The following is a 13,323-nucleotide window of genomic DNA, read 5'->3' as shown; positions in this document are numbered from 1 at the left end:
GATCTGTTGTAACAACGCCGTCCCCAGGAGCTGTTTTCCATGAGCGCCGAGTCACCAGGGCTGCGTGACCAGAATCGAAACTGGCGGCTTCGCTTCCGTGCATGGCGCGGCAGCCGGCCGTTCTGGGCGGGCCTGCTGACGATTCTGGGCGGAGTGCCGATCGCCTATCTGCCGTACGCCAACCTCAAGGTGGGCCAGCTCACCATCCGTATGGCCACCACCGCGGGTGCGGGCTCGCTGATCATTGGCGTGCTGCTGGTGACCCTCGGCCTGACCATGTGGTTCCACCACATCGTCCGGGTGTTCGCGGGTGTTGCCACCATCCTGCTGGCACTGGTGTCCATTCCGGTGTCCAACCTTGGCGGCTTCCTGGTCGGATTCCTGCTGTCGCTGATCGGCGGTGCGCTGTCCATCGCGTGGGCGCCGGCCGACGACGGCGGCAGGCCCGCCGGGCGGCACGGCGACGAGCCGGACTCCGCACCCGCCGACGACAGGGCGGATTACGAAGCCGGAAGGGTCGTCGAAGTGAATGGCGGGAGGAGGCATCGTGCAGGGTGATGAAGCCCGGCCGGTCGCGGCCGGAAGCGGTGACTCCCTCCCGAGTTCGCGTGTGAGAACGGGGCCGCGTCACGCGGCGCCCAGGAAGTCACTGCTGACCAAGTTGCAGATTCCGGCCGGCAAGGCGATAGCCCTGGCCGCGATGCCGACCGCGGTCTTCGTCGGCATGAGTCTCACCCCCAAGCTCGCCCAGGCCGACGAGGTTCCGGGCAACCCGTTTGCGCCCGGGCCCTGCGTGACCCGGTCCGACGAGCCGAAGGAGACGGAGGACAAGAAGTCCCCGTCCCCGTCGGAGTCGCCGGAGGCGAGCGTGTCGGCCAAGCCGGTCGACGAGGCCGAGGACACGGCCGATGACGTCACCGACGGTGCCAAGGAGGAGGCGGACAAGGCCGAGCCGAAGCCCTCCGAGCCCCCGTCGGCCGGGGAGTCTCCGTCGGCCGGGGAGACGCCGTCGCCCGAGCCCACTCCGACGGAGTCCACGAACCCGCTGGACCCGCTGGGCATCGGCGAGAAGCTGGGAGACCTCCTCACCGGTGACTCCGACGAGGAGCCCACGCCGACCGCGAGCAGCAGCTCCACGCCGTCCGAGGAGCCGAGTTCGGAGGCGCCGGAGCCCACGCCGTCCGCCACCACGTCCACGCCGGCCGAGGAGGTCCAGAAGACGACCGAGGACGTTCAGAAGACGACCGAGGACGCCCAGGACACGACCAAGGACGCCATCAAGGAAGCGGCGGACAAGGTCGGTGCGAAGGTCGAGGAGGTCGGCGACAAGGCCAAGGACACGGCGAAAGACCTCACCGACGGTGTCAAGGACGAGGCGGACGGCGCGACTTCGGGCAAGGACGGCAAGGAGCCGTTCCCGTGTCCGACCAAGGACCCGAAGGCGCTGGCCGCGGCCGACCTGGAGCCGGGCGTCCCGCTGCTCCCGGACGACCCGTGGCGGCTGGAGACCTCCAAGCTCACCCTGCGCGGCCTGGACTACCACGGCATCGTCGAGGTCAAGACCTACAGCGGCAAGGTCAAGAAGGTCCTGAAGTTCACCGCGAAGGAAACGGATATCAAGGACCTGCATCAGCTCGTGGTCGGGCCGCAGGGCACCACCGCCCATGTGGAGGCAGCCCCCGGCTCCACCTCCACGATCCGCGACGGTGAGGTCACCATGTACACCGAGGAGCTGAAGGGGAACCTGTTCGGGCTGATCCCCGTCACCTTCAGCCCAGAGACCCCGCCCCCGCTCAACGTGCCCTTCGCCGTCTTCACCGACGTCAAGGTGCGCCAGGCGGGCCAGTTCGGCGGCACGCTCACCGTCCCGGGCCTGCACAGCTACAGCACGAAGTAACCCACGAAGTAACCGGAGCACGCCAAAAGGCGGTGGGCGGTCCCATGAGGGGCCGCCCACCGCCTTTTCGCGTTTTGCCGCGGGGCTTTTGCCGCGGGGCTTTTGCCAGGGGCTGGTGCCACCGGGCCGTTCGGCCGGGATCAGCCGCCCAGGTGGTGCACCCGCACCATGTTGGTCGTGCCCGGGACACCGGGCGGCGAGCCCGCCGTGATGATCATGGTGTCGCCCTCGGCGTAGCGGCCCAGCTTCAGCAGCTCGGCGTCGACCAGGTCGACCATCGCGTCCGTGTTCTCCACGTACGGTGCCACGTACGACTCCACACCCCAGCTCAGCGTCAGCTGGTTGCGGGTCGACGCGTCCGTGGTGAAGGCCAGGATCGGCTGCTGCGCCCGGTAGCGGCACAGCCGGCGCGCGGTGTCACCGGACTTCGTGAAGGCCACCAGCGACTTGGCGCCCAGGAAGTCCGCGATCTCGCACGCCGCCCGGGCCACGGAACCGCCCTGCGTACGCGGCTTCTTGCCCGGCACCAGAGGCTGCAGCCCGCGGGACAGCAGCTCCTCCTCGGCCGCCTCCACGATCCGGGACATCGTCTTGACCGTCTCGATCGGGTACTTGCCGACCGAGGACTCTGCGGACAGCATCACCGCGTCCGTGCCGTCCAGGATCGCGTTCGCCACGTCGGACGCCTCGGCGCGGGTCGGCCGCGACGAGTTGATCATCGACTCCATCATCTGGGTCGCCACGATCACCGGCTTGGCGTTCCTGCGGCACATCTCGATGAGCCGCTTCTGGACCATCGGGACCTTCTCGAGCGGGTACTCCACGGCGAGGTCGCCGCGCGCGACCATGACACCGTCGAAGGCCAGCACGACCTCCTCCAGGTTCGCCACCGCTTGCGGCTTCTCGACCTTGGCGATGACCGGAACCCGGCGGCCCGCGTCGTCCATGATCCGGTGCACGTCACGTACATCGCCGGCGTCCCGTACGAAGGACAGCGCCACCATGTCGCAGCCCAGCGCGAGGGCGAAGCGCAGGTCCTCGATGTCCTTCTCCGACAGCGCGGGAACGTTCACCGCGACGCCGGGCAGGTTGATGCCCTTGTGGTCGGAGACGACGCCGCCCTCGATGACGATCGTGCGCACCCGCGGGCCCTCGACCTCCACGACCTGGAGCGCGACCGCGCCGTCGTTGATGAGGATCGTCTCTCCCTTGGAGACGTCTCCGGGCAGGCCCTTGTACGTGGTGCCGCAGATGCTCTTGTCGCCCGGCACGTCCTCGGTGGTGATGACGAACTCGTCACCGCGCACCAGCTCGACCGGGCCCTCCGCGAAAGTCTCGAGCCGGATCTTCGGACCCTGCAGATCGACGAGCACGCCGACCGCCCGGCCCGTCTCCTCCGATGCCTTGCGGACGCGGTGATAGCGCTCCTCGTGCTCCGCGTGGGTCCCGTGGCTCATGTTGAAACGGGCCACGTTCATGCCGGCCTCGATCAGCGACTTCAGCTGGTCGTAGGAGTCGACGGCGGGGCCCAGGGTGCAGACGATTTTGGAACGGCGCATGAGGGCGATCCTATCGGTTTGTTTCGGAGCGGAATATTGGCGCTGTGCGAAGAACCGGGATCGAGGCGCTGACCAGGGTGTATGCCTCCGTGGCGATCTCCAGTTCCTCGTCGGTGGGAACCACGGCCACCGCCACCCGGCTGCCTTCCGCCGAGATCAGCCGCGCCGAGGATCCTCGTACGGCGTTACGCACCGCGTCCACCTCGATGCCCAGGCCCTCCATCCCGCGCATGGCCGCCTCGCGTACGGCTGCGGAATTCTCGCCCACGCCCGCGGTGAACGCGATGGCGTCCACTTGCCCGAGTACCGCGGTGTACGCGCCTACATACTTGCGAAGCCGGTGGACGTAGACGTCGAAGGCGAGCCGGGCCCGCTCGTCGCCCTCGCCCATACGGCGGCCGATCTCCCGCATGTCGTTGTCGCCGCACAGGCCGAGCAGACCGCTGCGCTTGTTCAGCAGCGTGTCGATGTCGTCCGTGGACATCCCGCCGACCCGGGAGAGGTGGAAGATCACCGCCGGGTCGATGTCGCCCGAGCGGGTGCCCATGACCAGGCCCTCCAGCGGGGTCAGGCCCATCGAGGTGTCCACGCACACCCCGCCCTCTACGGCGGAGGCGCTGGCGCCGTTGCCCAGGTGCAGCACGATCGTGTTGACCTCGGAGAGGTCCCTGCCCAGCAGCTTCGCGGTCGCCCGCGAGACGTACGCGTGCGAGGTGCCGTGGAAGCCGTAGCGGCGCACGCCGTGCTCGTCGGCGGTGGCGGTGTCGATCGCGTAGCGGGCCGCGGCCTCCGGGATGGTGGAGTGGAAGGCGGTGTCGAAGACGGCGACCTGCGGGAGGTCGGGGCGCAGCTCGCGGGCCACCTTGATGCCGGTGATGTTCGCCGGATTGTGCAGCGGCGCGAGCGGGACCAGCTGCTCGATCGCCTCGACCACCTCGTCGGTGATCAGGGTCGGCTCAGTGAAGCGCGTGCCGCCGTGCACCACCCGGTGGCCGACGGCCGCGAGCTCCGGGGAGTCGAGGCCGAGCCCCTGGGCGGCCAGCTCGTCGGCGACCCGCTTGATCGCGGCCGAGTGATCCGGCACCTCGGGACCCTCACCGATCCGCTCCACGATCCCGGAGGCAAGCCGGGTACCGGCAGCCTCCGCCATGTCGAGCAGCTGGTATTTGACGGAGGAGGAGCCGGAGTTGAGGACGAGGACGCGAGTGGCCCTGCCGTCTGTGTGGGCAGTCACGAGGTGGGTGCTTTCTGTGTGGGGGCGCCGGAGTTGAGGACGAGGACGCGAGTAGCCCTGCCGTCTGTGTGGGCAGTCACGAGGTGGGTGCTTTCTGTGTGGGGGCGCCGGAGTTGAGGACGAGGACGCGAGTAGCCCTGCCGTCTGTGTGGGCCGTACCTCGGGTGTCGTTCACGCTTGGGCTTCCTGGGTCTGGGCCTGCTGGGTCCGGGCCTGCTGGGTCCGGGTCTGCGCCTGGATGGCGGTGATGGCGACGGTGTTCACGATGTCCTGGACGAGCGCGCCGCGCGAGAGGTCGTTGACCGGCTTGCGCAGCCCCTGCAGAACCGGGCCGACCGCGACGGCGCCCGCGGAGCGCTGCACGGCCTTGTACGTGTTGTTGCCCGTGTTGAGGTCCGGGAAGACCAGCACGGTGGCCTGGCCCGCGACCTTCGAGTCCGGCAGCTTGGTCGCGGCCACCCCGGTGTCGACCGCCGCGTCGTACTGGATCGGGCCCTCGACAGCCAGGTCCGGGCGGCGCTCGCGGACGATCTCGGTGGCCTTGCGCACCTTGTCGACGTCCGCGCCTGAACCGGAGGTGCCGGTCGAGTACGACAGCATCGCGATCCGCGGCTCGACGCCGAACTGGGCGGCGGTGGCCGCCGACTGGATCGCGATGTCGGCCAGCTGCTCGGCGTTCGGGTCCGGGTTGACCGCGCAGTCGCCGTAGACCAGCACCCGGTCGGCCAGGCACATGAAGAAGACGGACGAGACGATCTGGGCGCCGGGCGCTGTCTTGATCACCTCGAAGGCCGGGCGGATGGTGGCGGCGGTGGAGTGCACCGCGCCCGAGACCATGCCGTCGGCCAGGCCCTCCTCGACCATCAGCGTGCCGAAGTACGAGACGTCGGCCACCACGTCGTACGCCAACTCGTAGCCGATGCCCTTGTGGGCGCGGGCCTGCGCGTAGATCTCGGCGAAGCGCTCCCGCAGCGGGGACGTCTCCGGGTCGATGAGGTGGGCGTCGGCGAGGTCGATGCCCAGCTCGGCGGCGCGCTTGCGGATCAGGTCCTCGTCGCCCAGCAGCGCCAGATCGCACACGTCGCGGCGCAGCAGCACATCGGCGGCGCGCAGCACCCGCTCCTCGGTGCCCTCCGGGAGCACGACCCGGCGGCGCTTCGACCGGGACCGCTCGATCAGCTCGTGCTCGAACATCATCGGTGTGACCCGGCTGGAGCGGGCCAGGGAGATACGGTTCGTCAGCGCGGCCGTGTCCACATGGCGTTCGAAGAGGCCGAGCGCGGTCTCCGCCTTGCGCGGCGAGGTGGCGTTGAGCTTTCCCTCCAGCCGGGCCAGCTCGCCCGCGGTCGGGAAGCTCTGGCCCGGCACCGAGACGACCGGCGTGCCGGGCGCGAGCCGGGACGCGAGCGCCATGATGTCCGGGCCGGGCCGCTGGTCGAGGGTGAGCAGCACGCCCGCGATGGGCGGGGCGCCGGCGCTGTGGGCCGCGAGCGCACCGACGATCAGGTCCGCGCGGTCGCCAGGGGTGACCACCATGCAGCCCTCGGTCAGCGCCCCCAGAAAGGTCGGCAGCATCGCGCCGCCGAAGACGAAGTCCCGGGCGTCGCGGGCCAGTCCGGCCGCGTCGCCGAGCAGCACCTCGGCGTCCAGAGCGTGCACGATCTGCTGGACCGTCGGCGCGGAGAGCGAGGCGTCCTCGGGGAGGGCGTAGCAGGGGACCGGCAGCTTGGCCGCCAGCCGCTCGGCGATGGCCTCGCGGTCCTCCCGCGCGACCCGGTTGACGACCATGGCGGTGATGTCGCAGCCCAGCGAGTCGTAGGCGGCGTACGCGTTGTGGACCTCGGCGCGTACGGATGCGGCGTCCTGGTTCTGGCCGCCGACCACCGGGATCACGGAGGCGCCGAACTCGTTTGCCAGGCGCGCATTGAGGTTGATCTCCGCCGGGAGGTTGGTGCCCGCGAAGTCCGTGCCCAGGACGAGGACGAACTCGTAGTCCTTCGCCACCTGGTGGAACTGGCTGACGAGTTGGGAGACCAGCTCGTCGGTGCCCTGCTCGGCCTGGAGCGCGGCGGCCGTGTGGTAGTCCATGCCGTAGACGCTCTCGGCGGTCTGGCTGAGGCGGTAGCGGGCCCGCAGCAGGTCGTAGAGCCGGTCGGGACCGTCGTGCACGAGGGGGCGGAAGACGCCCACCCGGTCCACATGGCGGGTCAGGAGCTCCATGACTCCCAGCTCGACGACCTGACGGCCGTCACCCCGATCGATCCCGGTCACGTACACGCTGCGCGTCACGCGTGCTCTCCGATCTTCGAACTCATCGAACTCTTCGAACGCCGAGTCGGCTCACATGCAGCCGACAGAGTGGGCTTACCCTCTTGACAATACCCGCCTGGTGGGTTACCAGCCCGGCTGGCCGGCCCCCCAGCTGGCCCCCCAGCCGGCCCCCCAGCCGGCCGCCCTGCCGGGAGCTGGGGCGGGAGCTGGAGCATGAGAGGCCGGGCCCTCCGGCCCGCCCGGGGGGCATAAGCCGCGAGCGCGGGCAGTCCGCGGACCATGAAACAATCGGACTGGCCGAGCCTGGCTTATGTGTACGCGTACGGGTGCGACTGTCGCGTCCGGTCGACGTCTGCGACCGTCGAGTCCGGCCCGCGTGGACGGCCACGACCATCGAGTCCGGCCCGCGTGGACCACCATCAAGACGACCATCCAGCACCGAGCAGGAGACCCAAGCCGATGCGCATCGGAGTTCTCACCGCAGGCGGCGACTGCCCCGGCCTGAACGCCGTGATCCGGTCGGTCGTGCACCGTGCCCTGGCCGCCCACGGCGACGAGGTCATCGGGTTCGAGGACGGGTTCAAGGGCCTGCTCGACCGCCGGTACCGCAAGCTCGACCTCGAGGCCGTCAGCGGCATCCTCGTCCGCGGCGGCACCATCCTCGGCTCCGCCCGGCTCGAGCGCGGCCGGCTCAGCGAGGCCACCGAGAACGCCGAGGAGCTGTGCCACGAGCTCGGCCTCGACGCGCTCATCCCGATCGGCGGCGAGGGCACCCTGACCGCCGCCCGGATGCTCTCGGACGCCGGCATGCCGGTGGTCGGCGTGCCCAAGACGATCGACAACGACATCTCCTCCACGGACCGCACCTTCGGCTTCGACACCGCCGTCACCGTCGCCACCGAGGCCATCGACCGGCTGAAGACCACCGCGGAGTCCCACCAGCGCGTCATGGTCGTCGAGGTCATGGGGCGCCACGCGGGCTGGATCGCGCTGGAGTCCGGAATGGCGGGCGGTGCGCACGGAATCTGCCTGCCGGAGCGGAAGTTCGAGGTGGACGACCTCTGCAAGATGGTGGAGGAGCGGTTCGCGCGCGGCAAGAAGTTCGCGGTGGTCTGTGTCGCCGAGGGAGCGCATCCGGCCGAGGGCTCGATGCCGTACGAGAGGGGCGCGATCGACCAGTACGGCCACGAGCGCTTCGCCGGGATCGGCAACCGGCTGGCCGCAGAGCTGGAGCGCAGGCTCGGCAAGGAGGCCAGGCCGGTCATCCTGGGCCACGTCCAGCGCGGCGGCACCCCGACCGCGTACGACCGCGTGCTGGCCACCCGCTTCGGCTGGCACGCCGTCGAGGCCGCGCACCGCGGCGACTTCGGCAAGATGACGGCGCTGCGCGGCACGGACATCCACATGGTGCCGCTGGCGGAGGCCGTCACGGAGCTGAAGACGGTCCCGGAGTACCGCATGGACGAGGCTGAGTCGGTCTTCTGACCGGGGAGCCGGGGTGCTGGGGAGCCCGGGGAGCCGGGGTGCTGGGGAGCCCGGGGAGCCGTGGAGCGGGGGGAGCCCGGGGAGCCGGGGAGTCGAGGTGCCGGGGTGCGGGGGGAGCTCGGGGTGCGGGGGAGCCGAGGTGCGGGGGGAGCTCGGGGAGCCGGGGAGTCGAGGTGCCGGTGAGCTAGAGAGTGGGGTGCCGGGGTGCCGGGGAGTCGAGGTGCCGGGACCTAACCGCTCCCGGAACCCGGCGGGTAGAGCAGGCCCCAGAACAGCTCCAGTACGTCGTCGAGGAAGGCCCGCCCCGCGTCGCCGGACTCCGTGGAGCTCGTGCCCACGCCCCAGTTGAGCGTGCCGACCATCCGCGACTGGTACTCGGAGTGCAGCTGCTGCAGTACGCTCTCCAGCTCGTGCCGGGGGAGCGGCAGCAGCTTGGCGACCGGTTTGACGTACGCCTGCCAGCGCGTGGTGACCGCATTGCGCAGCAGGTCGGCCAGCGCGTCCGAGTGGCCCGTGACCTCGATGAACGCGGGCAGCGGCAGCGCGAGCACCTCGCCGAGCGCGGCCGCCTGCCGGTCGTTCCCGGTCCAGTGCCCGGTCTGCTCGATCCGCTCGTACGCCGCTGGCTCCATGCCGATCCGCAGCGCCAGGTCCGCGACGGCCAGGCCGCGCGCGATCCGGTGCTCCCGCAGCGTGCTCGGCGCGCCCAGCAGATCGCCCGGTGAGCACCACAGGGCCCCGGCCAGCGCCGTCATCTCCGCCTCGGTCGGCGACTCCTCGCCGAGCTCCCACGCGGCCACGGTCGCCGGGCTGACCTGCAGCCCGTACGCGGCCCAGATGCCGTACGCGATCTGCGCGTGCGCCATTCCGAGCCCTTCCCGGAGCCGGCGCGCCGCGGTCGCGTCGAACGGCGGCTTACGGGAGTCGGGTGGCTGGATATGGCGTGGCTGGATATGGCGCACGCGCAGAACGCTAGGGGGTACTCGCGAGTACCCCCACGGTGCATTCCCCCAAGCCCACAACTCGTAGAAACGCACCAGGGTGTCAGCCCTGCGAGGGTGCGCGGCCTTGAGGGGAGCGCTCGCCTTGGGGGGAGCGCCCGGGTTATCGGATCTCGGGCCGGTCGAGGACCCGCAGCCAGGTGCCGTCCGGCTGGCGGCGGGCGACCTGGACCCTGCCGCCGGTGTTGTCGGCGGGGACGGTCGAGGTGAGGGCGAGGTCGCCGTTCCGCACGGTGGGCAGCGCCTCCTCCAGCTGGAAACGGGGCCGGTCCGCGAGCATCCTCTCGAAGACCGTGCGGATCGCCTCGCGCCCGACGGTCTCGGAGCCGGGAGGAAAGGCCAGCACGGCGTCCGGCTCGTAGAGCTCTGCGAGCCCCTCGGCGTCGCCTGCGTTTCCCAGCTCCACGAACAGCCGCGCCAAGTCCTCGGGCCGGGTGGCTCGTTCGCGTACGTCGGTCATCGTCGCTGTCTCCTTCGTCGAGGGGTGCGGTTGTCGTCTGCCATCCATCGTGGGTGCTGTGGGCGGCAGAAGTCCAAGATCTGGATCTACTGGGAACCAGAAGTCCTGGTTATAGGCTTGGGGGCATGGAACTGCGCCAGCTCGAGTACTTCGTGGCCGTGACCGAGGAGGCGGGCTTCACCAGGGCGGCCGCTCGGCTGCACGTCGCCCAGCCCGGCGTCAGCGCCCAGATCAGACAGCTGGAACGGGAGCTGGGCCAGCCCCTCCTGGACCGCTCGGGCCGTACGGTCCGCCTCACCGCCGTGGGCGAGGCCGTGCTGCCTTACGCCCGTGCCGCGCTCGCCGCGGTCGACGGTGCGCGGCTCGCGGTCGAGGAGCTCACGGGGCTGATGCGCGGGCGGGTCGCCGTCGGCATGGTGGCCTCCCGCTCGGAATCCGGCCTGCCTGGTCTGCTGGCCGACTTCCAGCAGGCCCACCCGGCCGTGGAGATCACCCTGTCCGAGGACCGGTCCGACGTCCTGCTCCCGGCTCTGCAGGCCGGGCGGCTCGACGTCGCCGTCGTCGGTCTGGCGACCGCGCCGCCGCCGGGGATCGCCACGCAGGTCATCGTGGACGAGCCGCTGGTCGCCGCCGTCGGCCACGGCGACGCGCTGGAAGCGAAGACGACGATCGCGCTCGGCGGCCTCAGGGAGCGCGGGCTCATCAGCCTGCCGCGCGGGACCGGCCTGCGGACCGCCTTCGACAATGCCTGCGCGGCGGCGGGTTTCCGGCCTCGTATCGCCTTCGAGGCCAGCGACCCGCACGTACTCGTGGAGCTGGCGGGCCGCGGCCTCGGCGTGGCCGTCCTGCCCGCGTCACTCGCCGGGGCCCACCGGGACCAGCTGCACGCGGTCACCCTCACCCGGCCAGCGGTGCGGTCGAGTCTCGCCCTCGCGTGGCGGGCGGAAGGGCCGGTCAGCCCGGCGGCGCGAGCGCTCATCCGCCACGCGAGGGCGAATCTGCCGGACGTGTCCGAAGGGAGGTGATCCGAAGGTGGGTGGATCCGAGGGTGGGTGGATCCGAGGGTGGGTGGATCCGAAGGGAGGTAGATCCGGAAGGGAGGTAGATCCGGAAGGAGGTGAAACAGAAGTGAGGTGAAACAGAAGGGAGGTGAATCCGAAAGGAGGCGGACGGGCTCGGTGTCAGCGCGGGCTTCTGATGCTGCCCGATATCGTCGATGAATTTCGGTGCCCAGGGCGAAATACGGGTGGTGCCCCACTCCGTAGGGGACTCTGCGGTCCCCGGCTTTGCGCACGACGTTCGTGACGACGAGCCCCCGTTCCGTGAGTTCGTACGTCTGCCGCAGCCGCAGGACGAACGGGTACCCCGGCTTGGCGTGCAGTGTGAGCCCCATGACCGACCGCGCCGCGGCGCGCTCCACGACCTCCCAGTTCATCCACCGGGTCATGCCGCGAATGGCGTTCTGATTGCCGGCTCGCTCCAGGGCAGAGCCTCCTCGGCGCCGTCGAATTCATAGGTGCCGTGGTCGATTGTGTTGGGCCAGGGAATGAACAACTGCCCGTAGGAGGCCTTTTCTTCCCGTTTCTTTCCCGCTGCTCGGGAGATCGTTGCGGCAATTGCATGACCGGTTGATATTGACTCCCCGGCCCGGCGGCGATAGCCGCGACACGCGTGGACAGCGTGGCGAGGGTGACCGATCCTGGAAGGGAGAGGTGCGCTATGGACTGGTGGACTTGGCTCGTCATCGTGGCGGCGATCGTGATCGTGCTGACTCTATCGACGCTGGTCGTTCAGGCGCGGCGCCGCAGCGGCGGTGTGATCGCGGTGAAGCGACGCGGGCGCTCGGGTGGCCGGATGGGTCGCCTGAGATGACGGGTGGGTGGCTGAGATGAAGGGTGTGGAGCGACGCGGGCGCGCGGGTGGCCGGATGGGTGGCCTGAAATGACTGGTCTGATGCTCGCGACAGAGATCACGAAGCGGCCGGTGGTCACGCTCCACGGAGATGCCGTCGCGCAAGTCAAGGACGTCGTGTTCGACAGCGGGGGCGGGCACATAGTGGGGTTCACACTCAGCGGGCGCAAGCGGTTCTCGGGCCCGATGAAACAGAGCTTGCCCTGGACGGGCGTGTACGCCCTGGGCCACGACGCGGTCATGATCGAGAGCGAGGAGCGCTTCGAGGGCCGCACGGACGTCGTGGAACGGTCCGAGGCCAGGAGCGGAGACGTCCTGGAGTCGCGGGTGCTCACCGACCGCGGCACGGACGTGGGCAAGATCGTCGACGTGGTCGTCGACACCGGCACCACCGCGGACGTGGTCGGCTACGAGATCGCTCCCACCGAGGCGCTCGGCCGCAAGGCGCGCACGGTGTTCCTGCCGCGCGCCGAGACCATCGCGGTGTCCGGCGAAGCCCTGGTCGTCCCGGCCGCCGTGACCGAGTACGTCGCCGACGACCTGCCCGCCTTCGAGGAACGCGTGAGGGCCTACCGGGACCGCCCTCGAACGACCCCGCCCACCTCGCCAACGACCCCGCCCACCTCGCCAACCCCGCCAACCCCGCCAACGACCCCGCCAACATCCCCGCCGTCGACGGAGATCTGATGCTGTTCAGCCAGACAGAAGGCCGCTCCGTGGTAAGCGTCGCCGACGCGAAATCGGTCGGCGTGGTGGACGCCTGCGTCGTCGATCCCGCCGCGGCCCGGGTCGTGGCGCTGCGGCTCTACAAAACCAAGGACTCCAAGCGGAACATCCTCACGCTGGCCCGCGCCCGCGCAATCGGCCCCGATGCGGTGATGGTCCCCGACCGCGAGGTCCTCGAGACCGCCGAGGGCCTTCTCGCGGAGCTGTCCGACAAGAGCCACGACCTGCCCGAGAAACGTGTCCTGACCGAACGCGGCGACGAACTCGGCACGGTGTCCGACGTGGACTTCGACCCCGAGACCGGCGCGGTCCTCACCCTGCACACCACGGCCGGGAACCTCGACGGCAAGTCCATGATCGGCATCGGCGGCTACGCCCTGGTGGTCCGCGAGGGCCTGACGCCTTCTTGAGGCCCCCTCTTGAAGCGCCCTCTTGAAATGTCTTCTTGAAATGCCTTCTTGACTTGAGACGCCTTCTTGGGATGCCTTCTGGGACACCCGCTTGAGGCGCTGTCTTGTTGGGTCGGGTGTGGGGTGGGTTTGGGGTGGGTTTGGGGCGGTTGGGGCGGCATGCGGCTCGGCCGGGTGCTGGTTTCGTCTCGCGCCTTCGGCGCAAAGCGGCGGGCTACGGGAAGGGGGAGGGGTGGTCTGGGGGTCCGTTTACGGGCTGGTGGGTGGTGGTCGGTTGGGGTACAGGCGGCCTTTGCGGAGATCCTTGTCCGCCTCCCGCTCGTTTCGTCGCCGTCCAGCACACACCCGCCGGTGCGGACGCCCAGGGTG

Annotated in this window: 12 protein-coding genes and 1 pseudogene; 7 read left to right on the top strand and 6 right to left on the bottom strand. The window is 70.1% G+C overall.

Annotation, left to right across the window (positions count from 1 at the left end; translation table 11 throughout):
• The first annotated feature begins 39 nt into the window (after window positions 1–39).
• Both ACTWQC_RS35270 and ACTWQC_RS35265 read left to right on the top strand, forming a co-directional pair.
• Window positions 40–558 carry a DUF6114 domain-containing protein gene (locus ACTWQC_RS35270; protein WP_443319952.1) on the top strand — a complete coding sequence of 173 codons (519 nt, stop codon included), beginning with the start codon at window positions 40–42 and terminating at the stop codon, window positions 556–558.
• Window positions 548–1,897, top strand: a complete 1,350-nt coding sequence (locus tag ACTWQC_RS35265) for a hypothetical protein (RefSeq protein WP_443319951.1) — start codon at window positions 548–550, stop codon at window positions 1,895–1,897. The genes ACTWQC_RS35270 and ACTWQC_RS35265 overlap by 11 nt, the downstream gene beginning before the upstream one ends.
• Before the next feature lie 140 nt (window positions 1,898–2,037).
• Here ACTWQC_RS35265 and pyk read toward each other — a convergent pair whose 3' ends face one another.
• The 3 genes from pyk to pta all read right to left on the bottom strand — a co-directional run bounded on the left by pyk (window position 2,038) and on the right by pta (window position 6,979).
• A complete protein-coding gene (gene pyk / locus ACTWQC_RS35260) occupies window positions 2,038–3,456 on the bottom strand; it encodes a pyruvate kinase (protein ID WP_443319950.1) in 1,419 nt (472 codons plus the stop codon).
• Window positions 3,457–3,466: 10 nt separating this feature from the next.
• Complete coding sequence (locus tag ACTWQC_RS35255; RefSeq protein WP_443319949.1) at window positions 3,467–4,690, bottom strand: acetate kinase; 1,224 nt, start codon at window positions 4,688–4,690, stop codon at window positions 3,467–3,469.
• Between the two features lie 171 nt (window positions 4,691–4,861).
• Window positions 4,862–6,979 carry a phosphate acetyltransferase gene (gene pta, locus ACTWQC_RS35250; protein ID WP_443319948.1) on the bottom strand — a complete coding sequence of 706 codons (2,118 nt, stop codon included), beginning with the start codon at window positions 6,977–6,979 and terminating at the stop codon, window positions 4,862–4,864.
• Between the two features lie 441 nt (window positions 6,980–7,420).
• Here pta and ACTWQC_RS35245 point away from each other — a divergent pair, with 441 nt between their 5' ends.
• Entirely contained in the window at window positions 7,421–8,446 is a 1,026-nt protein-coding gene (locus ACTWQC_RS35245; protein ID WP_443319947.1) for an ATP-dependent 6-phosphofructokinase, read from the top strand.
• A 230-nt stretch (window positions 8,447–8,676) separates the two neighbouring features.
• Here ACTWQC_RS35245 and ACTWQC_RS35240 read toward each other — a convergent pair whose 3' ends face one another.
• Together ACTWQC_RS35240 and ACTWQC_RS35235 are read right to left on the bottom strand one after the other, a co-directional pair.
• Window positions 8,677–9,399, bottom strand: a complete 723-nt coding sequence (locus tag ACTWQC_RS35240) for an XRE family transcriptional regulator (RefSeq protein ID WP_443319953.1) — start codon at window positions 9,397–9,399, stop codon at window positions 8,677–8,679.
• 151 nt (window positions 9,400–9,550) lie between these two features.
• Window positions 9,551–9,907: a YybH family protein gene (locus ACTWQC_RS35235; RefSeq protein ID WP_443319946.1), complete on the bottom strand. Its 357-nt coding sequence runs from the start codon at window positions 9,905–9,907 to the stop codon at window positions 9,551–9,553.
• A gap of 125 nt (window positions 9,908–10,032) precedes the next feature.
• On the opposite strand from ACTWQC_RS35235, the gene ACTWQC_RS35230 reads away from it, so the two are divergent.
• The gene (locus ACTWQC_RS35230) at window positions 10,033–10,932 is read left to right on the top strand and encodes a LysR family transcriptional regulator (protein WP_443319945.1); all 900 of its coding nucleotides are present in this window, start codon (window positions 10,033–10,035) and stop codon (window positions 10,930–10,932) included.
• 203 nt (window positions 10,933–11,135) lie between these two features.
• Here the strand turns inward: ACTWQC_RS35230 and ACTWQC_RS35225 are convergent.
• A pseudogene (locus tag ACTWQC_RS35225) lies at window positions 11,136–11,390 on the bottom strand (aldose epimerase family protein); the annotation flags it as partial.
• A gap of 236 nt (window positions 11,391–11,626) precedes the next feature.
• Between ACTWQC_RS35225 and ACTWQC_RS35220 the strand changes: the two are divergent.
• The 3 genes from ACTWQC_RS35220 to ACTWQC_RS35210 all read left to right on the top strand — a co-directional run bounded on the left by ACTWQC_RS35220 (window position 11,627) and on the right by ACTWQC_RS35210 (window position 12,954).
• Complete coding sequence (locus ACTWQC_RS35220; protein ID WP_443319944.1) at window positions 11,627–11,779, top strand: hypothetical protein; 153 nt, start codon at window positions 11,627–11,629, stop codon at window positions 11,777–11,779.
• An 81-nt stretch (window positions 11,780–11,860) separates the two neighbouring features.
• Window positions 11,861–12,505, top strand: a complete 645-nt coding sequence (locus ACTWQC_RS35215) for a PRC-barrel domain-containing protein (protein ID WP_443319943.1) — start codon at window positions 11,861–11,863, stop codon at window positions 12,503–12,505.
• Window positions 12,505–12,954 (top strand): PRC-barrel domain-containing protein, encoded by a 450-nt coding sequence (locus tag ACTWQC_RS35210; RefSeq protein ID WP_443319942.1) that lies wholly within the window; start codon window positions 12,505–12,507, stop codon window positions 12,952–12,954. Before ACTWQC_RS35215 ends, ACTWQC_RS35210 begins: the two co-directional genes overlap by 1 nt.
• Window positions 12,955–13,323: the final 369 nt, after the last annotated feature.

This window comes from Streptomyces sp. 8N616 (genome assembly GCF_052246385.1).
Taxonomy (GTDB): Bacteria; Actinomycetota; Actinomycetes; order Streptomycetales; family Streptomycetaceae; genus Streptomyces.
Note: the sequence above shows the minus strand (reverse complement) of the source record. Positions and strands in the feature narration are given on the sequence as shown.

Coding starts and splice junctions, on each gene's coding strand:
- ACTWQC_RS35270 (WP_443319952.1), top strand. CDS start 40: ATGAGCGCCGAGTCACCAGGGCTGCGTGACCAGAATCGAAACTGGCGG.
- pyk (WP_443319950.1), bottom strand. CDS start 3,456: ATGCGCCGTTCCAAAATCGTCTGCACCCTGGGCCCCGCCGTCGACTCC.
- ACTWQC_RS35245 (WP_443319947.1), top strand. CDS start 7,421: ATGCGCATCGGAGTTCTCACCGCAGGCGGCGACTGCCCCGGCCTGAAC.
- ACTWQC_RS35235 (WP_443319946.1), bottom strand. CDS start 9,907: ATGACCGACGTACGCGAACGAGCCACCCGGCCCGAGGACTTGGCGCGG.
- ACTWQC_RS35230 (WP_443319945.1), top strand. CDS start 10,033: ATGGAACTGCGCCAGCTCGAGTACTTCGTGGCCGTGACCGAGGAGGCG.
- ACTWQC_RS35220 (WP_443319944.1), top strand. CDS start 11,627: ATGGACTGGTGGACTTGGCTCGTCATCGTGGCGGCGATCGTGATCGTG.
- ACTWQC_RS35215 (WP_443319943.1), top strand. CDS start 11,861: ATGCTCGCGACAGAGATCACGAAGCGGCCGGTGGTCACGCTCCACGGA.
- ACTWQC_RS35210 (WP_443319942.1), top strand. CDS start 12,505: ATGCTGTTCAGCCAGACAGAAGGCCGCTCCGTGGTAAGCGTCGCCGAC.